Raw genomic sequence first — 22432 nt, forward strand, 5'->3', positions numbered from 1 at the left:
GGCAGGCCGGCGGCGTATCGTTCGGCCCACGGCCGCCCTGCGGCCCTTCCCTGACTCACTCGGCCTGGAGGCCATTCAAGTGACCCGTACTCCCAAGATCGTGCTGCTGACCCTGGCCGTTTCGGCCGCGCTGGTCGGCTGCGGCAAGACTGAAGCCCCGGCCAAGGACGCCACCGCCTCCACGCCGGCCCCCGCCCAGGCCACCCAGTACACCCTGGACGAAAGCAAGCTGCCGGCCTACAACGCCTTCCAGCCCAGCGACCTGGATACCAGCAAGGACGCCTGTGGCGCCTTCGGCGACTACGTCAACAGCAAGTGGCTGGCCGCCAATGAAATCCCGGGCGACCGCACCAGCTGGGGCGCCTTCACCATCCTCGACGAGCGTTCGGTGGCTGTGCAGCACCAGCTGGCCGAGCAGGTCGCACAGGTGAAGAACCCGAACCACATCGAGAAGATCGTCGGCGACCTGTGGGCCACCGGCATGGACGAAGCCAAGATCAACGCGCAGGGCATCGAGCCGCTGAAGGCCGACCTGACCGCGATCGACGGCCTGCAGGACAAGGCCGCCATCGCCAACTACCTGCGCACCAGCGCGGCCAAGGGCGACAACGTGCTGTTCGGCTTCGGCGCCGAAGCCGACTTCAAGAACTCGGCCGTGAACATGGCCTACGCCAGCCAGGGCGGCCTGGGCCTGCCGGACACCACCTACTACACCGATGCCAAGAACGCCGACAAGCTGAAGGCCTACCAGGCGCACGTCGCCAAGGTGCTGGAACTGTCCGGTGTCGCCGCGGCCGATGCTGCCAAGCAGGCCGAGGACGTGGTCAAGTTCGAAACCCGCCTGGCCAAGGCCTCCAAGTCGCGCGTCGAGCTGTCGCGCAACGTCGAGCTGTTCTACAACCCGGTCACCCTGGCCGACGCCGACAAGCTGACCCCGAACTTCAGCTGGACCGAGTTCTTCAAGTCGCAGGGCGTGGCCGCGCCGGAGAAGTTCTCGCTGGCCATGCCGGCCTTCCATGAGGAAGTGAGCAAGGCGCTGGGCGACACCGATCCGTCGGTATGGCGCGCCTACCTGCGCTTCCACACCGTGGACAGCGCTTCGCCGTACCTGGCCGACGCCTTCGTGCAGGAGAACTACGAGTTCTACGGCAAGACCCTCAACGGCCAGAAGGAACAGAAGCCGCGCTGGAAGCGCGTGCTGGGCACCATCGAGAACGATGCCGGCGAAGCCTTCGGCCAGCTGTACGTGAAGGTGGCCTTCTCGCCGGAAGCCAAGGCGAAGATGGAAGAGCTGGTGAAGAACCTGGCCGCGTCGCTGAAGGAACGCATCCAGGGCCTGAGCTGGATGAGCGAGGAAACCAAGGCCAAGGCCATCGCCAAGTGGGAAACCTTCACCCCGAAGATCGGCTACCCGGACAAGTGGCGTGACTGGGCCGGCCTGCAGACCCAGCGCGACAGCTACCTGGGCAACGTGCGCGCGGCCAGCGAGTTCAACTACAAGTTCAACCTGTCCAAGATCGGAAAGCCGGTCGACAAGACCGAGTGGGGCATGACCCCGCAGACGGTCAATGCGTACTACAACCCGCTGCAGAACGAGATCGTGTTCCCGGCCGCCATCCTGCAGCCGCCGTTCTTCGATCCGAAGGCCGACGACGCGCTGAACTACGGCGGCATCGGTGCGGTGATCGGCCATGAAATGACCCATGGTTACGACGACCAGGGCGCACGCTTCGGGCCGACCGGCAACATGGAAGACTGGTGGACCCCGGCCGACAAGAAGAACTTCGAAGGCCTGACCGGCAAGCTGGTCAAGCAGTTCGACCAGTACAAGGTCGACGGCCAGGCCGTGAACGGCCACCTGACCCTGGGCGAGAACATCGCCGACCTGGGTGGCCTGGCCACCGCCTACGACGCCCTGCAGAAGGCCACCGCCGGCAAGGAAGATCCGAAGGTCGACGGCTTCACCCGCGACCAGCGCTTCTTCTTCAACTGGGCCACCGTGTGGCGCACCAAGTACACCCCGGAAAACGCCAAGGTCCGCCTGGCCACCGACCCGCATGCCCCGGCGCAGTTCCGCGCCATGGGTGCGCCGTCGAACCTGCCGACCTTCGCCGCTGCGTTCCAGTGCAAGGCCGGTTCGCCGATGGCCCGCGCTGGCGAGCAGCAGGTGGTGATCTGGTAAGCCACGGCTGACGCTGCGGCAGACCTGCAAAGGCCCGGGATTTCCCGGGCCTTTGTTTTTGGCGGCGCCCTGCGAACGCAGCGTGATGCCTGCATGCCGCGTCGATGCCCGGCTTGCTATAGTGCGCGCGCCCTCAATCCATCACGGATTCGTTCCACATGCCCAACTTCCGTCCGCTTGCCATCGCCCTGGGCATCAGCCTGGCGACCCTGGTCCCGACCCACGATGCGTTTGCCGCCGCCAAGAAGAAGGCCGCCCGCGCCCCGGCTGTCAGTGCCCAGTGCAGCGACTTCTACGACGCCACCAACGCAGGCTGGCTGAAGGCCAACCCCGTACCGCAGACCGGTGCCACCACCGCACTGGGACAGCTGGTCGATCGCAGCCGCCAGCAGCAGCGCGAACTGCTCGATGCCGCGATGAAGTCGCCGCAGGGCAACGTGCAGAAGCTGCTGGGTGACTTCTGGGCCAGCGGCCTGGACGAAGCCGCGGTGGAAGCCGACGGTTCCAACCCGATCGCCCCGCTGCTGACCCGCATCAACGCCATCAAGAAGGCCAAGGACGTGCCGGCGTCGATCGCCGCGCTGCACCAGGTTGGCATTCCGGTGGCCTTCAACTTCGGCCCCGACGTGGACCTGAAGGCGCTGGATCGCCACATCGGCTACTTCATGCAGGGCGGCATGGGCCTGCCGGACCCGGCGTTCTATACCCGCACCGACGCCGACACCGTGGCGCTGATGGGTCGCTACCGCGCCTACGTCAAGCAGATCCTGGCACTGACCGGCACCCCCGCCGCCAAGCTGGATGCCGAATCGCAGTCGGTGATCGCGCTGGAAACCGAGCTGGCACGCAATGCGCAGTCGCTGGCCGGCATCAACAACCCGTTCAACAACTACGCGCCGATCTCCACCAAGGAGCTCAACAGCCGCTACCGCAACCTGCAGCTGGATGCCTTCCTGAAGGCCCAGGGCGTGGATGACGACCTGGTCTCGCTGGCCGACCCGGGCCTGTTCAAGCAGCTCGACGGCATGGTCACCAAGCTCAAGCCGGACCAGTGGAAGGCCTACCTGCGCTGGCGCGTGGGTGACGCGATGGCGCCGTACCTGTCCAAGGCCTACCGCGACGCCGAGTTCGAATTCCGCGGCCGCGTGCTGCGCGGCGAAACCCTGCCGCCGCAGCGCTGGGAAGACGTGCTGGACGCGATCAACGTGGCCGCCGGCCCGATGGTCGGCCGCGAGTACGCCGCGCGTTACCTGTCGGCCGAAGACCGTCGCCAGGCGGCGTGGATCGTCGACAAGGTCCGCGAAGTGCAGATCGAAGCGGTCAGGAACAGCAGCTGGATGAGCGCCGAAGCCAAGACCGAAGCGCAGGCCAAGCTGGCCGCGCTGAAGATCGAGATCGGCACCCCGCTGCGCGACCTGGACTACAGCGTGCAGCCGATGGGCCGTGGCTCGTTCGGCGGCAACATGCTGATCGCTTCGACCTGGCGCCATCGCGAGGAAATGAAGCGCATCGGCAAGGGCAACGCCGACCGTCGCTGGGACGTGCTGCCGCAGCAGCCGTCGCTGGCCTACGACCTGGCGCAGAACCGCCTGATCGTTACCGCCGCGATCCTGCAGGGCCCGGTGTTCAACGCCAAGGCTGACGCCGCCGACAAGTTCGGCAGCTTCGGTGGCCTGGTCGGCCACGAGCTGACCCGTGCGATCGATGCCAAGGGTGCACTGGTCGATGCCAAGGGCGAGCTGCGCAGCTGGTGGACCCCGGCCGACAAGACCGCCTGGACCCTGCTCGGCAACCGCGTGGCCGCACAGTACGGCGCCTACGACTTCCCCGGCGTGAAGGGTGCCAAGGTCAACGGCACGCTCACCCAGGAAGAGAACCTGGCCGACATCGCTGGCCTGGAACTGGCCTGGGCCGCGTACACCGCACAGGAACCGAAGGCCAAGCAGGCACAGCAGCAGGGCTTCTTCCGCGCCTGGTCGGCGCTGTGGGCACAGCAGCTGTCGCCGAACGAAGCCGTGCGCCGCCTGACCGCCGACATCCGCGCGCCGGGCCTGTGGCGCAGCAATGGCACGCTGGCCAACCTGCCGGCCTTCGGTGCCACCTTCAGCTGCAAGGCCGGCCAGCCGATGCAGCGCAGCGAGGCCGAGCAGATCAAGGTCTGGCGCTGAGCCTGCTGATGAATCGGTAACACAGGGGCGCCTTCGGGCGCCCTTTTTTTTGCGGGTGCAGCACGATCCGGGGTTAACACCGGGCATGCTATCGCTGCTGCTTCGTCCATCGTGGAGCCCTGACATGGCACACAAGAACACGATCTGCGTCTGGTATGACAACGGCGCGCTCGAGGCCGCCACCTTCTACGCCAGCATCCTGCCCGACAGCGCGGTGACCGCCGTGCATCACGCGCCCGGTGACTATCCTGACGGCAAGGAAGGCAATGTGCTTACCGTCGAATTCACCGTCTGTGGCATTCCCTGCGTCGGCCTCAACGGCGGTACCGCGTTCAAGCACAGCGAAGCATTCTCCTTCCAGATCCAGACCGAAGACCAGGCCGAGACCGACCGCCTGTGGAGCGCGATCGTCGGCAACGGCGGCCAGGAGAGCCAATGCGGCTGGTGCAAGGACCGCTGGGGCATCTCCTGGCAGATCAGCCCGCGCATGCTGATCGAAGCGGTGACCAGCAAGGACAAGGCACTGGCCAAGCGCGCCTTCAACGCGATGATGCCGATGAAGAAGATCGACATCGCCACCATTGAGGCGGCGATCAAAAAAGGGGACGGAGGGGATTAAGTCGTTTTCCCCCACTGCCTGCGCTGCAATGCGAATTGCGACTTAATCCCCTCCGTCCCCTTTTTCCGAGGCGCTGATGACCTGGGATGCGATCGTCGTTGGCGGTGGCCACAACGGCCTGGTCTGCGCGGCCTATCTGGCGCGCGCCGGAAAGAAGGTACTGGTGCTGGAACGTCGTGGCGTTCTCGGCGGTGCGGCGGTCACCGAGGAATTCCATCCGGGCTTTCGCAACTCGGTGGCGTCGTACACGGTGTCACTGCTGCAGCCCAAGGTGATCGACGACCTGCAACTGCATGCGCACGGGCTGCGCATCGTCGCGCGCCCCGCCAACAACTTCCTGCCATTGCCGGATGGCCGCTATCTGCTCTCGGCACCCGGCCGCACCCAGGCCGAAGTCGCGAAGTTCTCCGAGCGGGATGCGCAGCGCCTGCCCGAATATGAGGCACGCCTGGAGATCTTTGCCGACGTGCTGCGCGCGTGGGCCCTGCGCGCACCGCCGGATATTGGCGTTGCAGGTGGTTGGCGAGCCCTGCCCGCACTGTGGCAGATGGGTCGTCTCGGGCGCGAACTGTCGACGCTGGATCCCTCGCTACGGCAGGAACTGCTGGACCTGTTCACGCTGTCGGCGGCGGAGTATCTGGACCGCTGGTTCGAGAGCGAGCCGATCAAGGCGCTGTTCGGTTTCGATGGCATCGTCGGCAACTACGCCAGCCCGTATACCCCGGGCAGTGCCTACGTGCTGCTGCACCACGTGTTCGGCCAGTGCAACGGCGTAAAGGGCGCTTGGGGCCACGCGATTGGTGGCATGGGCGCGATCAGCCAGGCCATCGCCGCCTCGGCGCGCGCGGCCGGTGCGGAACTGCGCGTGGAGGCCGGCGTGCAGCGCGTGCTGATCGAGCAGGGCCGCGCGGTGGGCGTGGAACTGGCCAACGGCGAAACCCTGCGCGCACGCGCGGTGATCGCCAACGTCAACCCGAAACTGCTCTACGAACATCTGCTGGAACCGGCGCACGTACCACCCGCCACACGCGAACGCATGGCGAACTGGCGCTGCGGTTCCGGCACGTTCCGGATGAACGTGGCGCTGTCGCGGCTGCCGGAGTTCCGCGCCCTGCCCGGCCCCGGCGATCACCTCAGCGCCGGCATCATCATGGCGCCCAGCCTGGACTACATGGACCGCGCCTGGCTGGATGCGCGCCGCGAGGGCTGGTCACGCGAACCGATCGTGGAGATGCTGATTCCGAGTACGCTGGACGATTCGCTGGCACCGCCCGGGCAGCATGTGGCCAGCCTGTTCTGCCAGCACGTGGCACCGGTGCTGCCCGACGGCCGCCACTGGGATGATCATCGGGACACCGTAGCCGACCTGATGATCGCCACCGTCGAACGCTATGCGCCAGGGTTCGCCGGCAGCGTGCTGGGCCGCCAGGTGCTGTCACCGCTGGATCTTGAACGGACCTTCGGCCTGATCGGTGGCGACATCTTCCACGGTGCGCTCAGTGCCAACCAGTTGTTCTCGGCGCGGCCGATGGTCGGCCAGGCCGGCTACCGCGGCGCGCTGCCCGGGCTGTACCTGTGCGGTTCGGGCACCCATCCGGGCGGCGGCGTTACCGGTGCACCGGGGCACAATGCCGCGCAGGTGGTGTTGCAGGATGGGTAGGTGCCAACCTTGGTTGGCACAGAGCGGCAGAGTGAACGCCAACCGAGGTTGGCACCTACCGCGTCAAATGATCCCATTCAAAGCGTTCCAACCAAGGTTGGCACCTACCCGCGTGAAGTGGGGCGCATAGCGCCTCACTTCACGCTGCGCAGATGGTTCGGTCGATTCGGCGGGCCCGGCGGGCGGCGCTTGTTGAACGGCGGCTGCCCGCGCCAGTAGCGGATCAGCAACCAGCCGAACAGCATGCCGCCCAGGTGCGCGAAATGGGCCACGCCCGGCTGCCAGCCGGTCATGCCCAGCACCAGTTCACCCACGCCGAACAGGATCACGAAGGTCCGTGCCTTCATCGGGATCGGCGGGAACAGCAACATCACCCGCTGGTTGGGGAACAGCATGCCGTAGGCCAGCAGCAGGCCGAATACGCCGCCGGAGGCGCCCAGCACCGTCGCCGGGTTCTCCAGCAGCGTCCCCACCAGCAGCTGGCAGACACCGGCGCCGGCCACGCAGACCAGGTAGTACAGCAGGAAGCGCTTCTCGCCCCAGGTCTGCTCCAGCGGCGCGCCGAACATGAAGACCGCCAGCATGTTGAAGAACAGATGGCCGAAGCTGCCATGCAGGAAGCCATAGGTCAGCAGCTGCCAGGGCTGGAAGTTGCCGCCCGGCGAGAACGCATCGAAGCCCTGCTGCAACGGTTGCAGCATGAACGGCTCGAAGGTCTGCATGCCGAGCAGGAACGGCTGCTGCAGCAGGAACAGGATCGCGTTGGCGATCAGCAGGGCCTTGGTGACGGTTGGCAGTCGCGGGAACATGGGAGCACCGGCATGGATCGGCCTCCATCATAGCCGCAGCACCCGGCCTTGTTGGCGACCGCCAGGCACGGCCTGTTCAGTCGCCAGCCGCGCTCAGCCCGGCCCCCACACCGCCGCATCCAGCGCCGCGGCCGGATCGGTGGCCGGCATCCGCACCCGGCCGTTCTCCACCACCACGCCTTCGGCGCGCAGCCGCTGCGATTGCTCGCGCCAGCCCGCCGAGCCTTCTTCCATGGCGATGCGCCCATCCGAGCGCAGCACGCGATGCCAGGGCAGGTCCGGGTCGTCGTTCTGGCCGAGGATGCGTGCGGTCAGCCGCGCCCGCCCGGGCAGGCCGGCACGCATCGCCACCTGCCCGTAGCCCATCACCTGCCCCGCCGGAATGGCACGGATCACCGCCAGGATGCGCGCGCGCGCCTGTTCCGGCGTCAGCGCCGCAGGCGGGTCACCAGCAGTACGCCGATCAGCACCAGCACGGTGCCGGCGATCTGCGCCGGCCCCATCGGTTCGTCGAGCAGCCATAGGCTCATCACGATGGTGGAAACAGGGCCCAGCATACCGACCTGTGCGGCCAGCGACGAACCCACGCGCTGCACCGCCAGCATGATCGCCAGCACCGGCAACACGGTGCACACAGTGGCGTTGACCAGCGACAGCCACTGCACCGGTGCCGGCGCCTGCCACAGCAGCGGCAGCGGATGGGTGACCGCGAAATGCAGCAGCACCAGCACGCTGGCCACGCAACTGGCGTAGGCGGTCAGCCGTACCGCGCCGATTCGCGCGACCACCTGGCCGCTGCCGAACAGGTACAGCGCGTAGCTGAGCGCACTGCCCAGCACCAGCAGGCTTCCGATGATGATCTGCCCGCCCTCGCGCTGCAGGTCGTGGCCGAACGCCAGCAGCACGCCCAGATAGCTCAGCACCAGCGCGCCGACCTGCCATCGGCCGGGTCGCTGGCGTGCCAGCAGCACGTTGATCAACAGCACCAGGGTTGGATTCAAGTACAGGATCAGCCGTTCCAGGGTCACGCTGATGTACTGCAGTCCCTGGAAGTCGAGCAGGCTGGACAGGTAGTAGCCGGTGAAACCCAGCCACAGCACCCGGGCGCGGTCGGCCCAGGACAGCGGCGCGGCCCGGCGCGCGGCCCACAGCGCCATCAGCACGAACAAGGGCAACGCCATCAGCATGCGCAGCGCGAGCAGCGTAGTGGCATCCACGCCATGGCGCAGGCCGAGCTTGACGATGATCGCCTTGCCGGAGGCGGCGATGGCGCCGATCGCGGCCAGGCCAATGCCCCCCAGCGCGATGCGAGGGGAAGCGGTGGCGATACGGGAAGCGGGGCTGGACATCAGGACGACGGCGGGCCGCGCGGGGCGGCCCGGGATGGCGTGGGGGCAGCCATTGTCGCATGGGGGCGACCGGTGCCCACCCCGGTAGCGCTGAGCGTGCCCGAATGCCGCCTTCTGTAGTGTCGAGCCATGCTCGACTGCTTTCGCACGGCAGCCGAGCATGGCTCAGCTCTACAACGGCCCGGGTCAGCGCATCAGCACCACTTCCTCGGCCGAGGTCGGATGGATCGCCACGGTGTCATCGAACTGGGCCTTGGTTGCGCCCATCTTCACCGCCACCGCGAAGCCCTGCAGGATCTCATCGGCCGCTTCGCCCAGCAGGTGGATGCCCACCACCCGTTCCTCCGGGCCGGCGCAGACCATCTTGAACAGGCTGCGCTGGGTGCCGTTGGCCAGCGCCTGCAGCATCGGGCGGAAGCGGCTGTGGTACACGCTCACCTGCTCGAAACGCGCGCGCGCTTCCTCTTCGCTCATGCCCACCGCGCCCAACGGCGGGTGCGAGAACACCACGCTGGCCACATTCTCGTAATCCATCTTCGACTGCGGGCGGCCACCGAACAGGCGATCCATCAGCCGCCGCGATGCCGCCACTGCCACCGGGGTCAGGCCGACCTTGCCGGCGATGTCACCCACGGCATGCACGCTCGGCACGCTGGTGGTCTGCCACTCATCCACCTGCACCTGCTGGTGTTCGCCGATGCCGATGCCGAGTGCCTCCAGTCCCAGATCACGGCTGTTTCCGCGCCGGCCGGTGGCGAAGAACACCGCATCGAACACGCTGTCGAGCGGACCGTCGTGGCCGAAGGCGCGCACGCGCTCGCCATCGCGCTGCAGTTCGCGCAGGCGGTAGTCGAAATGAATTCGCACGCCCTGCTGCTTCAGGTTCTCGGCCAGCTGATCGGTCAGCTCGTAATCGAAGCGCTCCAGCAGGCGCTTGCCACGCACCAGCAGGCTGACCCGGCTGCCCAGCGCCTGCAGCAGGCCCGCCAGTTCCACCGCGATGTAGCCACCGCCGATGATCGCCACGTCGGCAGGTGCCGCACGCAGATCGAAGAAGTCATCAGACACCAGGCCCAGTTCGGCGCCCGGAATGTCCGGCCGCAGCGGGTGCGCGCCGGTGGCGATCAGGATGTGCTCGGCGCTGTAGCGCACGCCATCGCTGCAGGCCACCGTGTGCGCATCGAGCAGGTGGCCGCGCGCCGGAATGCGCACCACGCCGGTCTCGTCCAGGCGCTTGTGGTAACTGGTGTGGATGTTGCTGATGTAGGCCTGGCGATGGATCACCAGTTCCTTCCACGACAGCGCCGGGCGCGCCTCGACATCGAAGCCCATCGCACTGGCCAGGCCGATGCGTTCGTGCAGGTCGGCCGCCAGCCACATCGCCTTCTTCGGCACGCAGCCGACATTGACGCAGGTACCGCCGAGTTCGCCCGGCTCCAGCATTGCCACCCGCTTGCCATGCTGCGCGGCGCGGATCGCACCGGCCAGGCCGGCGGAGCCGCCGCCAAGGACGATCAGGTCGTAATCATAGGGTGCAGTGCTCATCGGAATCGCTCGGGTCGGTAAGGGGCAGGATCGATCGCTGGGGTGCGGCCGCAGACGAGATCGGCGATCAGCTGGCCGGTGCCGGCGCTCATGCTGATGCCGAGCATGCCATGCCCCGCTGCAAGCCAGACGTGAGGATGCGCGGGCGCACGGCCGATCAACGGCACGTCGTCCACGCTCATGGGTCGCCAACCGCACCACTGCTCCTGCAGCTGCGCACCGCGTGGCGCGCGCAGGTAGTGGTCGGCAGCCTGCTGCAGCGCGCGCAGGCGGGTCGCGCGCAAGCTTGGATCGGCACCGGCGAATTCCATGGTACCGCCCAGCCGCAGCGCTTCGCGCCAGGCGATCACGAACACGGAATGATCTTTCAGCACCACCGGCCGCTGCGGCACCAGCGCCGGCCGCGACCAGGTCAGCGAGTAGCCCTTGCCAGGCTGGATCGGCACGCGCAGATCCAGCTGCCGGGCCCAGTGCCGCGACCACGGCCCGGTCGCCAGTACCAGCTCGCGCGCGGCCAGCAACTGCCCATCCGCCTGCACGCGTACACCCTGTGCGTCATCGCTGAATCCCTGCACGTCCACCTGCTCGTCGATCACCACGCCCTGCGCGCGCAGCACGCGTGCCAGCTCGGCGGTGTAGCGATCCGGCCGCAGCTGCGCATCACCAGGAAAATGGATCGCACCGGCCAGGTGATCGTGGAAGGCCGGATTCGCGCGCGCATAGTCGCCACCACCGATGCAGGTCGTGGCGATGCCCTGCGCGTTCAGTGCCTCGCATTCAGCCACATGGTGGTCGAAGTTGCGTGCATCGCCGAACACGTAGTCCAGCCCGCGCGCAGCGAACTCACAGTCAAGCGCATGCGCCTGCACCCATGCGGCCAGGCGCTGCCGCGAATCATCCAGCAGTGCAGCGCGTGCACGCGTGGACTGCAGCCAGTCGCGTGGATTGCAGCGTGCACCAAACTGCAGCAACCAACGCCACAGCGTGGGATCCAGCCGCGTGCGCACGTACAGCGGCGCGCGTGGATCGAGCATCCAGCGCAACGCGCGCAGCGGTACCCCGGGCGCCGCCAGTGGCGGTGCGTGGCTGGGGGTGATGGTGCCGCAGTTGCCATGCGACGTCGCGCCCCCGACGCGCGCCCGGTCGATCACGCGCACCTGCCGGCCCTGCGCGCGCAACGCGAGCGCGCTGGCCAGGCCGATGGCCCCGGCGCCGACCACGATCACGTCCTCGCGCGCCCTCGACATCGATCAGCCCTGCCCGGCTCCGCGCCGCATCGGCGGCCATTGCCGGTAGGTCATCGCACGCCACAGCCATTCCATGGGCCCGAAACGGAAATGGCGCAGCCACACGTGCGAGATGCCCACCTGCACGGCAAACAGCAGCAGCGCGAACAGCAGCTGCACACTGCGCGGCACCATCTCGAACCTGCCCAGTCCGTAGTGGTAGAAGACCCAGGTGCACAGCAGCGACTGGCCGAGATAGTGGGTCAACGCCATGCGGCCGACCGGCGCCAGCCATGCCAGCCGCGTGCGCCAGTGCACGATCCACGCCAGGTAGCCCAGGCACATCGGCAGGCCGCCGATCGTCACCAGTGCCATTGCGGCTGTTACCGGCAGATCGTAAGCACCCGGTGCCAGGTACGGTTTCCAGGCAACACCCAGCACCGTGACCAGCAGGCCCAGCGGCAGCGCGATCCAGCGCAGCGAGGCGTACAGGCGTGGGAAGCGCTCCGGCGCGGCAAGCGCGCCACTGCCGGCGAACCAGCTGCCGATCAGGAACATGCCCAGCACTTCCGGGCCTGTGATCAGCAGCGCGCCCATCGAGGTACCGAACTCGCTCAAGCGCTGCACGGTGGCCTGCGCCCAGCTGCCCTGCCCGTATACCTGACGCTGCAGCGCGATGCTCTGCTGCGCTTCGCCGAGCATGCCCTGCACCTCTTCGGCCGAGGCCATCGACACCATCGCGCCGACCAGCAGCATCATCGCCACGCCGCCGAGGTAGACGATCACGCCCATCCACGGCAGCCAGCTGCGCGGTGCCTCGCGGCAGGCCAGCAACGGTAGCGAGATCAGCGCGTACATCACCAGGATGTCGCCGGACCAGACCAGCAGCGCGTGGCACAGGCCGATCAGCAGCAGCCCGGCGCTGCGGCGCAGGTAGAACGGAGTGAAATTGCGTCCGGCCACGTCGGCGCGCTGCGCCATCACCGCAAAGCCGGCGCCGAACAGCAGCGAGAACAGGGTGAAGAACTTGCCCTGCACGAACACATAGACAAAGGCATCGGCCCAGTAGTCGATGCCCTGCCAGCGCACGTCGATGCCGGTGAACGCCAGGTCCAGCGGGCCACTGAAGGCCTCGATGTTCATCAACAGGATGCCCAGCAGGGCGGCACCACGCAGGATGTCCAGCACGGCGATGCGTTCGCCGGAAGCCATCGGCTGCAGGGAGGGAGAAGCGGCGTTCACGGGGCATCCGTCGGGCAGGTCCGCCATTATGCCGCCGGCCCACGCGCCATGGATGCCCGCGCCGTGTTCCAGAAACGCAACGGCCCGCCGAAGCGGGCCGTTGCTGCCATCACGATCGCGCTGCGATCAGTGGTGGTGACCACCGTCACCGTGGACGTGGCCGTGGTCGATCTCTTCCTGGCCGGCTTCGCGCACATCGACGATTTCCACGTCGAAATGCAGGTCCTTGCCGGCCATCGGGTGGTTCAGGTCAACGTCGACCACGCTCATGCCGACCTTCTGCACGGTCACCGCGCGCGGGCCGAAGTTGGTCTGCAGCACGACCTGCTGGCCCGGGGCCAGCTTGGTGTTGCCGAAGTGCTTCTTCGGCACGCGCTGGGACAGGCCCTCGCGGCGCTCGCCGTAGGCGTCCGCCGCAGTGACGTCGACGCTGAAGGTCGCGCCGGCTTCCTTGTCCATCATGGCGTTTTCCAGGCCCGGAATGATGTTGCCGTGGCCGATCAGGATCGCCAGCGGCTCGCCGCGGTCCTTGGACGATTCGATCGGCTCCTGGCCGACTTCGGAAACGGTGTAGTGGAAGCGGACAACGCGGTCTTTTTCGATCTTCATGCGCAACTCTGTCTGGATCTGCCGGAGGCAGGCGGGTTGGGGCGGGTTGTCGCCCGGCGGGGACGCCGCCATCATGACGGCCAATCCAAGGTGGCGCATTATCCGGAGATCATGCACATCACGCCAGTTTCGTCCGGCCTGCGCCGGCTCCTCGCCCCGGCCCTGCTGCTGGCCCTGCCCCTGCTGATGACCGCCTGTGGCGGCGGCAAGGCCACCCGCCCCGCTCCGCCCCCGCCGACGGCCCACTGGCCGAAGACCGTGCCGGACAACCCCGAGGCCGCCAACTCGGTGCTGATGCGTGCCATCAGCCTGGTCGGCACGCCCTACCGCTACGGCGGCAACACTCCCGATTCCGGCTTCGACTGCAGCGGACTGGTCGCCTATGTGTACCGCGAGATGCTGGACCTGAAGCTGCCGCGCACCTCGCGTGACCTGGCGGCGGTACAGGGCCCGAAGATCGACCCACAGCGCCTGGCGACCGGCGACCTGGTGTTCTTTGGCAGCCGCGGCAACGTCACCCATGTCGGCATCTATGTCGGCGAAGGTCGTTTCGTGCACGCGCCGAGCACCGGCGGCACCGTCCGGCTCGACTCGCTCAGCGGGCCCTACTGGAAGGACCACTACACCGGCGCGAAACGTGTCCTTCGCTAAAATGAACAGGCGATATGTTCAAAACTGTGACGCACATCACAATGGAACTAACGGATTACTAACGGAATTTTTAACTTATTGACGCTTTTACAGGGCATGATGCCCCATCGTTTTTTTTCTGTGACCGACGCGTGACGACTGACGACCTGAAAAGCGAAGGCCAGACTTCCGTATCTTCACGTGGTGCCCGCCCGCTGTTGCTCGGCCTGGCACTGTGTCTGACCAGCCTTCCGGCCTGGTCGCAGACTGCTCCCCGTTCCGATGCCGCCTCGGCCCCGGTGGCCGAGAGCACCGCCCGCCCGGCCGCCAAGGCCGAGGCCGCCGCTCCGCAGCGCAGCCGCGTCGATGCCGCCGCCAGCGCCACGCTGGCTGCCCTGCTGCCGCACCTGGCCGCCAATGACACCATCCCGCTGATGGACCGCTCGGCCGTGGTGGCCGGCGATCTCAGCCGCCTGCTCGCCAACTACGACACCAGCAGCGCCGCCAATGGCAGCGTTGTCGGTACCGCCGCCGACAACGGCAAGGTGCAGTCGCTGCTGCGCCGTGCGATGACCCTGCTGGGCACCCCGTACCGTTGGGGGGGCAGCAATCCGGACAGCGGTTTCGACTGCAGCGGCCTGGTCGGCTACGTGTTCCGCTCCGCCCTCGGCATCGAGCTGCCGCGCGTCTCGCGCGAGATGGCCCACGATGACAACGCCGAACTGATCAACGACCGCACCGCGCTGGCCGCTGGCGACCTGGTCTTCTTCGGCCGCAAGGGCCGCGTGGACCACGTCGGCATCTACGTCGGTGACGGCCGCTTCCTGCATGCCCCGAGCTCGGGCAAGGACGTGCGCGTGGATACCCTGCTCAGTGGCTACTGGGGCAACAAGTTCATGCAGGCCCGCCGGGTCGATCTCTGATCTGACCGGTTGGCGAGAACGCGCCGCCTGACACGAGAAAGCCGCTGCCCTGCAGCGGCTTTTTTTGTTGGGCCCGCAATGACGGATAGGCGCCGGCCACCCCCGGTGGGTACCGACCGTTGGTCGGTACCGCATCAGCCGCCTGCCAAACAAAAGGCCCGCCGGTCAGGGCGGGCCTTTCATCGCTACGCACAACCTCAGCTGCGCGGCGGTGTCGGGTCGGGGTCGTCCACACCCACATTGCCGGACGGGTTGTCGTACACCGCCTGATCCAGCAGGCCGGTTTCCTTGGCCACGATCACCGGCACCAGCATCTGGCCGGTCACATTGGTCATCGTTCGCATCATGTCCAGGATGCGGTCGATGGCATACAGGTAGCCGATGGTCTCCAGCGGCAGGTTGGCCGCACTCAGCACCACCGTGGCCATGATCACTGCGGTGCCCGGCACGCCGGCGGTGCCGAAGCTGCCCAGCACCGAGGCGATCAGCACCACCACGTACTGCTCCGGAGTCAGCGGCACGCCGCTGTACTGTGCAATGAACACCGCGCACAGCGCCGGGTAGATCGCGCCGCAGCCGTCCATCTTGATGCTGGCGCCCAGCGGCACCGCGAACGAACCGTAGTCCTTGTTCACGCCCAGGTTGTGGGTGATCGAGCGCAGCGCCACCGGCATCGCCGCGAAGCTGGACGAGCTGACAAACGCCACCTGCATGCCCGGTGCCGCGCCACGGAAGAACTTCAGCGGGTTCAGGCCGTGCGCCAGCAGCAGCGCGCTGTAGACCACCACGATGTGCAGCGCGCAGGCCACGTACAGGGCGAGTACGAAATGACCCAGCGGCAGCAGCTTCTCGAACCCGTAGCTGCCGACCAGGCCGGCGATCAGGCCGAAGGTGCCGATCGGGGTGACCTCCAGTACGAAGCGGGTCACCTGGATCATGATGTCGCTCATCTGGCCGACCAGCTTGCGCGCCTCGGTCACCTTCTCGCCCAGCTTGACGATGGCAAAGCCCACCAGTCCGGCGAAGAAGATCACCGGCAGGATCGAACCGCGACCGGCGGCCAGCACGGTTTCACCGGCCGCATTGACCTTGGTGCCGATGCCGGACAGCGCATAGAAGACATTGGCCGGCACCACGTCCAGCAGCACCTGCACCACGCTGGGCACTTCGCGCGGCACATAGTTGCTGGCCATCGACAGCTGCAGGCCACCGGCGCCGGGCTGCAGCACGGTACCCACGCCCAGGCCGACGCACACCGCCAGCGCGGCGGTGATCACGAACCACAGGAAGGTGCGGCCACTGAGCGCGGCGACCGACTTCTGGCCGTGCAGTGACGAGATCGCGTTGATGACCGCGAAGAACACCAGCGGTACCGCGATCATCTTGATCAGGGTGACGTACAGCTCGCCGAGCGGGCCGAACCACGTTTCCGCGGCCGGGCCCAGCGCCCAGCCAGCCAGCGCGCCGAGCACGAAGCCACCGACCACGCGCTGCCAGAATGGAATCCGCAGCCAGGCAGAGACCAGCTTCATAGGCAATCCAGAGGGGAAGAAAGGGATGCTGGAACGATAGCCCAAGGTGGCCGGCAGAACGACCGCCCGGCCGGCAAATCAGTGTGTCATCGGCGTGCCTTGCGGGGCCGGGCATAATGAACGTCCCGTTACAGTTTGTGAGATCCCAGCGTCCATGCGCCGTTCCGTCTCCCTGTTGGCCGCCTGCGCCACCACCCTGCTGCTGGGCGCCTGCGCCAGCACAACCCCCGCCTCTGCCCCGGCCGGCCTGAAGGTCGCCGTCGATCCCGTCGCCCACCCGGCCGGTGAGACCCCGCAGTGGTGGTACCGCAGCGGTGCCGCCCAGGCGGCCGCCAACGGCGCGATGTCCGGCAAGGCGAAAAACGTCATCCTGTTCCTGGGCGACGGCATGAGCCTGACCACCGTGGCCGCCTCGCGCATCTACGAGGGTCAGCAGAAGGGCGGTTCGGGCGAAGAAAACCTGCTGTCCTGGGAGCGCTTCCCGGCCACGGCGTTCAGCAAGACCTACAACACCGATTCGCAGACGCCGGATTCGGCCGGCACCATGACCGCCATCACCACCGGCGTGAAGACCCACATGGGTGCGATCGGCGTCAGCGCCGGCAGCCGCACCGACTGTGCCGACAGCCTGTCCAAGGGCCTGCTGACCTGGCTGCAGCTGGCCGACAGCGCCGGCCTGGCCACCGGCGTGGTGTCCACCGCACGCCTGACCCACGCCACCCCCGCCGCCACCTACGCGAACTCGCCCGAGCGCAACTGGGAAAACGACACCGACCTGACCGAAGCGGCCAAGGCGGCCGGCTGCAAGGACATCGCCCAGCAGCTGCTGTCGACCTCGCGCTATGGCCGTGGCCCGCTGGTCGCCCTCGGCGGCGGTCGCGGTGAATTCACCACCGTGGAAGAGCGCGATCCGGAATACGACGACAAGGTCGGCCAGCGCCTGGACGGCCGCAGCCTGGTGCAGGAATGGCAGCAGGCGCACCCGCAGGGTGCCTACGTCTGGAACAGCAAGCAGCTGGCCGCCGCCGCCAACGCGCCGGCCATCCTCGGCCTGTTCGAGCCGGACCACATGCGCTACGAGTATGAGCGCCCGCAGGATCCGGGCGGCGAGCCGAGCCTGGCCGAACTGACCGCCGCGGCGATCAAGAACCTGGCCAAGCACCAGGAGGGCTACGTGCTGATGATCGAGGGCGCGCGCATCGACCACGCCAATCACAGCGGCAACGCCTACCGTGCCCTGACCGAGACCGTGGCGCTGTCCGACGCGGTGCGCGTGGCCAACGAACTGACCTCGGCCGACGACACCCTGATCATCGTCACCGCCGACCACTCGCACACCCTGAACTTCGTCGGCTACCCGGCACGCGGCAACCCGATCCTGGGCAAGGTGAAGGACAAGGGCGGCGAAGACGGTGCCGGCAAGCTGGACTATGCGCTGGACGGCAGCGGCCAGCCGTACACCACCCTGACCTACGCCAACGGCCCAGGGCACACCGGCGCCAGCAACCAGCAGCCGGCCGGCGCCAAGCGCTACCCGCACAACCCGAGCAGTTTCGAACCGGCCAATGGCCGCCCGAACCTGCGCGAGGTCGACACCGAGCACCCGGACTACATGCAGGAAGCGCTGGTGCCGATGAAGGCTGAATCGCACGGTGGCGAAGACGTCGGCATCTGGGCCCGTGGCCCGGGCAGCAAGGCGATCCGCGGCACGCTGGAACAGAACGCGATCTACCACATGATCGTGCAGGCCACCCCGGCCCTGCGCGAACGCCTGTGCCAGGCCGGCACCTGCGACGACAAGGGCGTGCCGGTGCAGCTGCCGGCGCCGACCGCCTTCGAGCGCAAGGCCGAGGCCAAGTGATCGCGCGGCAGGCCCGCCCTGCCCCCGCCAGCGGCCGCCTCGCGCGGTCGCTGGTCCTGCTCGGCATGCTGGCCAGCAGCACTGCGCTGGCACAGGCACCGGCCTGCAAGCTGCTCACCGACGAGCACGGGTTGTGGCCGCTGCCCAACTGCGAGGTGGTCGATCACCGGCCCAGGATCCACCCCGACACGCTGAAAGACCTGAACTTCGACGACCACGGCCTGGCCGTGGTGTATGCCGACCAGGGTTTCCATTACGTCAACCGCAAGGGCCGCAGCCTGCCGGTGCTGACCTGGGACAACGGGCCGGAGACACCGCAGGAGGGCCTGCTGCGGGCCCGCGTCGGCAACCGCGTGGGCTACTTCGATCTGAAGTTCCGCCAGGTGGTGCCGGGCACCTTTGATTTCGGCTGGCCGTTCCGCGATGGCGTGGCAGAGGTCTGCAACGGCTGCCGTCGCGGCACGCCGGATGCGGATGGGCACACGCCGATGGAAGGCGGAGAGCGGTTCCGCATCGACCGTTCGGGCCGTCGGGTGAAGTAGGGGTTCGGCAGGGCTGCGCCCTGCACCTGCTGCAAGCCAGAGCAACAGCAACAACAACAGCCAAAGCGGCTCTGGTTTTCTGTGGGTTTGGCGGGGCGGTGTCGGATTGCGGGGACGCCGTGAACCCATCCCTGGGGGCTTGGCCGCGGCATCCATGCCGCGGACACCCCGCAATCCGACACCGCCCCACCTTCGACAGGTTCCCGGTGACGGTTGGATCATCCACGCCATGCGTGGATCACATCTGTCAGATATCGAATTGAATCCGGGGTCAGATCCGTTTTCCTGTGGAAAACGGATCTGACCCCATCAACATGCCCGACAGTTCGCAGGAAACTGTCGAAGGCGGGGTGGGTCCGGTTGCGGGGGCGTGAGCCGCATGGATGCGGCGACCGAGCTTACATGGACGTACTTGCAGCGGCCCCCGCAACCGGACCCATCCCGCCATCCCTCAGGAAGCCTGCTTCTGCTTCTGCTGTTGCCGTTGCTGTTGCTGTTGCTCTTGATCGTAGCGGGTGCAGGGCGCAGCCCTGCCGGGCAACCCTATACTTGCGGCCGTGACTGCCTTCCCTGCCCTTGTTCCGCTGGATGTGCCGCTGCTGGTCGGCTACAGCGGCGGTGTCGACTCGACCGTGCTGCTGCACTGGCTGTGCCGCTGCGCACAAGCCTCCGGCACTCCGCTGCGTGCGGTGCACGTGCACCATGGCCTGCAGTCCGCGGCCGACGACTGGGTGCGGCACTGCCAGCAGCAGTGCACAGCGCTGGGCATCGACCTGGCCGTGCACCACGTAAGAATCGATAACACCGCAGGCCTGGGCCTCGAAGGCGCAGCGCGGCAGGCACGGCGCGCTGCCTTCGCCGCCGAGTTGCGCGACGGCGAAACACTGGCGCTGGCCCAGCACCAGGACGACCAGGCCGAGACCTTCCTGCTGCGCGCCCTGCGCGGTTCCGGCGTCGATGGCCTTGCTGCGATGTCCGTACACAGTCGCTTTGGTGGACACGCCCTGTGGCGACCATTGCTTCAGGTCCCGCGCGATGCACTGCTGGACTACGCGCACCAGCATGCACTGCACTGGATCGAAGATCCCAGCAATGGCGACGATCATGCTGACCGCAATTTCCTGCGCCTGCAGGTGCTGCCGCTGCTGCGCCAGCGCTGGCCACATGCGGCCGCGGCGCTGGCCGGCAGCGCCGCGCATTGCGGGCAGACCCGTGAGCTGCTTGATGAAGAAGATGCCGAGCTGATCGCGCATCTGGAGGTGGCACCGCGCGTGCTGTCGCTGCAGCTGCTGCGGCAGATTTCGCCGGGCCGCGCCGCACGCGTGCTGCGTGGCTGGGTGCTGGCCCACGGTGCAGCCCCCTTGCCGGCCACGGTGTTGCAGCAGGCACTGGCCGAACTGCTTCCCACCGACAACGACCGCCAGGCGCGCGTGGGGTGGCACGATCATGCGATCCAGCAATGGCGGGACCATGCGTACCTGCTCCCCGCGACGCTTCCCGTACTACCACGCGACTGGCAGGCCGAATGGGATGGACGCACGCCCTTGCCGCTGCCCGATGGCGGCCAGCTGCGCCTGCAGGGCGCCGCGGCCTTCGAACGCACGCTGCAGGTTCGCGCACGCGTGGGTGGTGAGCGCATCCAGCTGCCAGGACGCCAGCATTCGCATGCCCTGAAGGACTGCCTGCAACGGGAACACCTCGCGCCCTGGCGACGCGCGCAGCTGCCGCTGATCTTCGATGGCCCGCAGTTGCTGGCCGCCGCCGACGTGGTCATCGCAGCACCTTTGCAGGCCTGGTTGCAGGCCCATGGGGCGCAACTGCAGTGGCGCCCGGGCGGCTGGTGAATTGACCCCCGCGCGCGGCCCGTCCACACTTGCGGCATGGCCAAGAAGTCCCCCGAAAACGCCTCCCCGGTCGCCCAGTTCGAGCAGTCGCTCGAGTCGCTGGAGCAGCTGGTGGAGCAGATGGAAACCGGCGAGCTGAGCCTGGAAGCTTCGCTCAGTGCATACGAACGCGGCGTCGGCCTGTATCGCCAGTGCCAGCAGGCGCTGGAGCAGGCCGAACTGCGCGTGCGCCTGCTCAGCGATCCGGCCCAGCCGGAAGCGGCCGAGCCGTTCGACCCGCCCAGCCATGACGGCTGAGGCCCTGTTCGCGCGCTGGCGCGACCGTATTGAAAGCCAGCTCGACGCCGCACTGCCCTCGCCTGCCGAGGCACCGCAGGGCCTGCACCAGGCCATGCGCTATTCCGTGCTGGGCGGCGGCAAGCGCATGCGCCCGTTGCTGGTGTATGCCAGCGGCCACCTGTTCGGTGCGCAGCCGGAAGCGCTGGACGCGGCCGCGATGGCGGTCGAACTGATCCACGCCTATTCACTGGTGCATGACGATCTGCCGGCAATGGACGATGACGCCCTGCGCCGCGGCAAGCCGACCACGCATATCGCCTTCGACGAAGCCACGGCGATCCTCGCTGGCGATGCCCTGCAGGCCCGCGCCTTCGGCCTGCTGGCCGATGCGCCGCTGCCGGCCACATTGCGCGTGGCCTGCCTGCAGACCCTGGCCCATGCCTCCGGCGCCGCCGGCATGTGCGGCGGCCAGGCCCTGGACATCGATGCCACCGGCCAGCAGCAGACACTGGCCGCCCTCACCCGCATGCATGCGCTGAAGACCGGGGCGCTGATCCGCGCCGCGGTGCGCATGGGTGCGCTGTGTGGCCAGGCCCACGAACCGCAGTTGGCCCAGCTCGACAGCTTCGCCGATGCACTCGGCCTGGCGTTCCAGGTGCGTGACGACATCCTCGATGTCGAGGCCAGTTCCGAGCAGCTGGGCAAGACTGCCGGCAAGGACCAGGCGCAGGACAAGAGCACGTTTCCCGCCCTGCTTGGCATGGACGGCGCGAAGGCCCAGCTGCAGGAGCTTGCCACGCGCATGCACTCGATCCTGGCCGGCCATGGCGAGGAAGCCGATGCGCTGCGCGCGCTGGCGACGCTGGCGGTGGAACGGGATCACTGATCGAGGCCACCGGTCATGGCCTGGCGCTACCCCGCGCCGCAAACAAAAACGCCCGGCATGGCCGGGCGTTTCCATATCCACGTGCAGCCGTATTTACTTGATCAGGCGCAGCGCGAACGGATAGCGGTAGGCTTCGCCGTTGTTGGCCTTGACCGCGGCGATGATGCAGAACACCAGGTTCAGGATGCCGACGATCGGGGCCAGGATGCCACCGATGATCACCAGGGTCAGCACGATGCAGATCAGCATTGCGATGGTGATGGTGATCTGGAAGTTCAGTGCTTCCTTGGCCTGATCGGTCACGAAAGCCTTGCTGGCATCATCCTTGTTGATCAGCCAGATGATCAGGGGGCCGATGAACCAGGTGAAGATGCCCAGCAGGTGCGCGGCCAGGGCCATGGTGCGCTGGTCGGCCGGCGCGTCAGTGGTGGCCGGCGGCGGCGGGACGTTATCGAATTCACTCACGACAAAACTCCTTTTCATTGGGTGGTCTTGACCCACCAGCACCAAGCTGGTCGCGTCAGGC

General features: G+C 67.5%; 20 protein-coding genes. 11 read left to right on the plus strand and 9 right to left on the minus strand.

Going from position 1 to position 22432, the window contains the following annotated elements; translation table 11 throughout:
- The first annotated feature begins 79 nt into the window (after nucleotides 1-79).
- The 4 genes from K5L94_RS16030 to K5L94_RS16045 all read left to right on the plus strand — a co-directional run bounded on the left by K5L94_RS16030 (nucleotide 80) and on the right by K5L94_RS16045 (nucleotide 6629).
- A complete protein-coding gene (locus K5L94_RS16030) occupies nucleotides 80-2182 on the plus strand; it encodes a M13 family metallopeptidase (protein WP_053450416.1) in 2103 nt (700 codons plus the stop codon).
- Between the two features lie 158 nt (nucleotides 2183-2340).
- Nucleotides 2341-4350, plus strand: a complete 2010-nt coding sequence (locus K5L94_RS16035) for a M13 family metallopeptidase (RefSeq protein ID WP_053450417.1) — start codon at nucleotides 2341-2343, stop codon at nucleotides 4348-4350.
- 124 nt (nucleotides 4351-4474) lie between these two features.
- Complete coding sequence (locus K5L94_RS16040; RefSeq protein ID WP_053450418.1) at nucleotides 4475-4969, plus strand: VOC family protein; 495 nt, start codon at nucleotides 4475-4477, stop codon at nucleotides 4967-4969.
- A gap of 76 nt (nucleotides 4970-5045) precedes the next feature.
- Nucleotides 5046-6629: a phytoene desaturase family protein gene (locus K5L94_RS16045; protein ID WP_274510858.1), complete on the plus strand. Its 1584-nt coding sequence runs from the start codon at nucleotides 5046-5048 to the stop codon at nucleotides 6627-6629.
- Nucleotides 6630-6763: 134 nt separating this feature from the next.
- Here K5L94_RS16045 and K5L94_RS16050 read toward each other — a convergent pair whose 3' ends face one another.
- The 7 genes from K5L94_RS16050 to K5L94_RS16080 form a co-directional block, all read right to left on the minus strand.
- Nucleotides 6764-7438: a rhomboid family intramembrane serine protease gene (locus tag K5L94_RS16050; protein ID WP_008267505.1), complete on the minus strand. Its 675-nt coding sequence runs from the start codon at nucleotides 7436-7438 to the stop codon at nucleotides 6764-6766.
- A gap of 93 nt (nucleotides 7439-7531) precedes the next feature.
- On the minus strand, nucleotides 7532-7870 hold the full coding sequence (locus tag K5L94_RS16055) for an MGMT family protein (RefSeq protein ID WP_224329410.1): 339 nt from the start codon (nucleotides 7868-7870) through the stop codon (nucleotides 7532-7534).
- Complete coding sequence (locus K5L94_RS16060; protein WP_180878485.1) at nucleotides 7867-8787, minus strand: DMT family transporter; 921 nt, start codon at nucleotides 8785-8787, stop codon at nucleotides 7867-7869. The genes K5L94_RS16055 and K5L94_RS16060 overlap by 4 nt, the downstream gene beginning before the upstream one ends.
- A 186-nt stretch (nucleotides 8788-8973) precedes the next feature.
- Nucleotides 8974-10332 (minus strand): glutathione-disulfide reductase, encoded by a 1359-nt coding sequence (gorA, locus tag K5L94_RS16065; RefSeq protein WP_180878486.1) that lies wholly within the window; start codon nucleotides 10330-10332, stop codon nucleotides 8974-8976.
- Nucleotides 10329-11579: an NAD(P)/FAD-dependent oxidoreductase gene (locus K5L94_RS16070; protein ID WP_274510859.1), complete on the minus strand. Its 1251-nt coding sequence runs from the start codon at nucleotides 11577-11579 to the stop codon at nucleotides 10329-10331. Before K5L94_RS16070 ends, gorA begins: the two co-directional genes overlap by 4 nt.
- Nucleotides 11580-11582: 3 nt before the next feature.
- Nucleotides 11583-12827: a DUF418 domain-containing protein gene (locus tag K5L94_RS16075; protein ID WP_274510860.1), complete on the minus strand. Its 1245-nt coding sequence runs from the start codon at nucleotides 12825-12827 to the stop codon at nucleotides 11583-11585.
- 99 nt (nucleotides 12828-12926) lie between these two features.
- On the minus strand, nucleotides 12927-13409 hold the full coding sequence (locus K5L94_RS16080; RefSeq protein WP_008266927.1) for an FKBP-type peptidyl-prolyl cis-trans isomerase: 483 nt from the start codon (nucleotides 13407-13409) through the stop codon (nucleotides 12927-12929).
- Nucleotides 13410-13520: 111 nt separating this feature from the next.
- Here K5L94_RS16080 and K5L94_RS16085 point away from each other — a divergent pair, with 111 nt between their 5' ends.
- Both K5L94_RS16085 and K5L94_RS16090 read left to right on the plus strand, forming a co-directional pair.
- Complete coding sequence (locus K5L94_RS16085) at nucleotides 13521-14060, plus strand: C40 family peptidase (protein ID WP_053451358.1); 540 nt, start codon at nucleotides 13521-13523, stop codon at nucleotides 14058-14060.
- 131 nt (nucleotides 14061-14191) lie between these two features.
- Nucleotides 14192-14962 (plus strand): C40 family peptidase, encoded by a 771-nt coding sequence (locus tag K5L94_RS16090; protein WP_274510861.1) that lies wholly within the window; start codon nucleotides 14192-14194, stop codon nucleotides 14960-14962.
- 197 nt (nucleotides 14963-15159) lie between these two features.
- Here the strand turns inward: K5L94_RS16090 and K5L94_RS16095 are convergent, their stop codons facing one another.
- Complete coding sequence (locus K5L94_RS16095) at nucleotides 15160-16494, minus strand: dicarboxylate/amino acid:cation symporter (RefSeq protein WP_008266950.1); 1335 nt, start codon at nucleotides 16492-16494, stop codon at nucleotides 15160-15162.
- Between the two features lie 154 nt (nucleotides 16495-16648).
- Here K5L94_RS16095 and K5L94_RS16100 point away from each other — a divergent pair, with 154 nt between their 5' ends.
- The 5 genes from K5L94_RS16100 to K5L94_RS16120 all read left to right on the plus strand — a co-directional run bounded on the left by K5L94_RS16100 (nucleotide 16649) and on the right by K5L94_RS16120 (nucleotide 21906).
- Nucleotides 16649-18355 (plus strand): alkaline phosphatase, encoded by a 1707-nt coding sequence (locus K5L94_RS16100; RefSeq protein WP_274510862.1) that lies wholly within the window; start codon nucleotides 16649-16651, stop codon nucleotides 18353-18355.
- Nucleotides 18352-18897, plus strand: a complete 546-nt coding sequence (locus K5L94_RS16105) for a WG repeat-containing protein (RefSeq protein WP_053450426.1) — start codon at nucleotides 18352-18354, stop codon at nucleotides 18895-18897. Before K5L94_RS16100 ends, K5L94_RS16105 begins: the two co-directional genes overlap by 4 nt.
- 557 nt (nucleotides 18898-19454) lie before the next feature.
- Entirely contained in the window at nucleotides 19455-20741 is a 1287-nt protein-coding gene (gene tilS, locus K5L94_RS16110; protein WP_274510863.1) for a tRNA lysidine(34) synthetase TilS, read from the plus strand.
- Nucleotides 20742-20777: 36 nt separating this feature from the next.
- A complete protein-coding gene (locus K5L94_RS16115; RefSeq protein WP_010482975.1) occupies nucleotides 20778-21038 on the plus strand; it encodes an exodeoxyribonuclease VII small subunit in 261 nt (86 codons plus the stop codon).
- Entirely contained in the window at nucleotides 21028-21906 is an 879-nt protein-coding gene (locus K5L94_RS16120; RefSeq protein WP_274510864.1) for a polyprenyl synthetase family protein, read from the plus strand. Before K5L94_RS16115 ends, K5L94_RS16120 begins: the two co-directional genes overlap by 11 nt.
- A 93-nt stretch (nucleotides 21907-21999) precedes the next feature.
- On the opposite strand, the gene K5L94_RS16125 is transcribed toward K5L94_RS16120, so the two are convergent.
- Nucleotides 22000-22371 (minus strand): DUF4870 domain-containing protein, encoded by a 372-nt coding sequence (locus K5L94_RS16125; protein ID WP_053450429.1) that lies wholly within the window; start codon nucleotides 22369-22371, stop codon nucleotides 22000-22002.
- Nucleotides 22372-22432 lie beyond the last annotated feature (61 nt).

It is taken from the genome of Stenotrophomonas forensis, from assembly GCF_028752115.1.
In the GTDB taxonomy this organism is placed as follows: Bacteria; Pseudomonadota; Gammaproteobacteria; order Xanthomonadales; family Xanthomonadaceae; genus Stenotrophomonas; species Stenotrophomonas forensis.

Bases quoted from the DNA above. Each gene is read 5' to 3' on its own strand.
- K5L94_RS16035 (WP_053450417.1), top strand. From the start codon at position 2,341: ATGCCCAACTTCCGTCCGCTTGCCATCGCCCTGGGCATCAGCCTGGCG.
- K5L94_RS16040 (WP_053450418.1), top strand. From the start codon at position 4,475: ATGGCACACAAGAACACGATCTGCGTCTGGTATGACAACGGCGCGCTC.
- K5L94_RS16045 (WP_274510858.1), top strand. From the start codon at position 5,046: ATGACCTGGGATGCGATCGTCGTTGGCGGTGGCCACAACGGCCTGGTC.
- K5L94_RS16050 (WP_008267505.1), bottom strand. From the start codon at position 7,438: ATGTTCCCGCGACTGCCAACCGTCACCAAGGCCCTGCTGATCGCCAAC.
- K5L94_RS16060 (WP_180878485.1), bottom strand. From the start codon at position 8,787: ATGTCCAGCCCCGCTTCCCGTATCGCCACCGCTTCCCCTCGCATCGCG.
- gorA (WP_180878486.1), bottom strand. From the start codon at position 10,332: ATGAGCACTGCACCCTATGATTACGACCTGATCGTCCTTGGCGGCGGC.
- K5L94_RS16070 (WP_274510859.1), bottom strand. From the start codon at position 11,579: ATGTCGAGGGCGCGCGAGGACGTGATCGTGGTCGGCGCCGGGGCCATC.
- K5L94_RS16075 (WP_274510860.1), bottom strand. From the start codon at position 12,827: ATGGCGGACCTGCCCGACGGATGCCCCGTGAACGCCGCTTCTCCCTCC.
- K5L94_RS16080 (WP_008266927.1), bottom strand. From the start codon at position 13,409: ATGAAGATCGAAAAAGACCGCGTTGTCCGCTTCCACTACACCGTTTCC.
- K5L94_RS16085 (WP_053451358.1), top strand. From the start codon at position 13,521: ATGCACATCACGCCAGTTTCGTCCGGCCTGCGCCGGCTCCTCGCCCCG.
- K5L94_RS16095 (WP_008266950.1), bottom strand. From the start codon at position 16,494: ATGAAGCTGGTCTCTGCCTGGCTGCGGATTCCATTCTGGCAGCGCGTG.
- K5L94_RS16100 (WP_274510862.1), top strand. From the start codon at position 16,649: ATGCGCCGTTCCGTCTCCCTGTTGGCCGCCTGCGCCACCACCCTGCTG.
- K5L94_RS16115 (WP_010482975.1), top strand. From the start codon at position 20,778: ATGGCCAAGAAGTCCCCCGAAAACGCCTCCCCGGTCGCCCAGTTCGAG.
- K5L94_RS16120 (WP_274510864.1), top strand. From the start codon at position 21,028: ATGACGGCTGAGGCCCTGTTCGCGCGCTGGCGCGACCGTATTGAAAGC.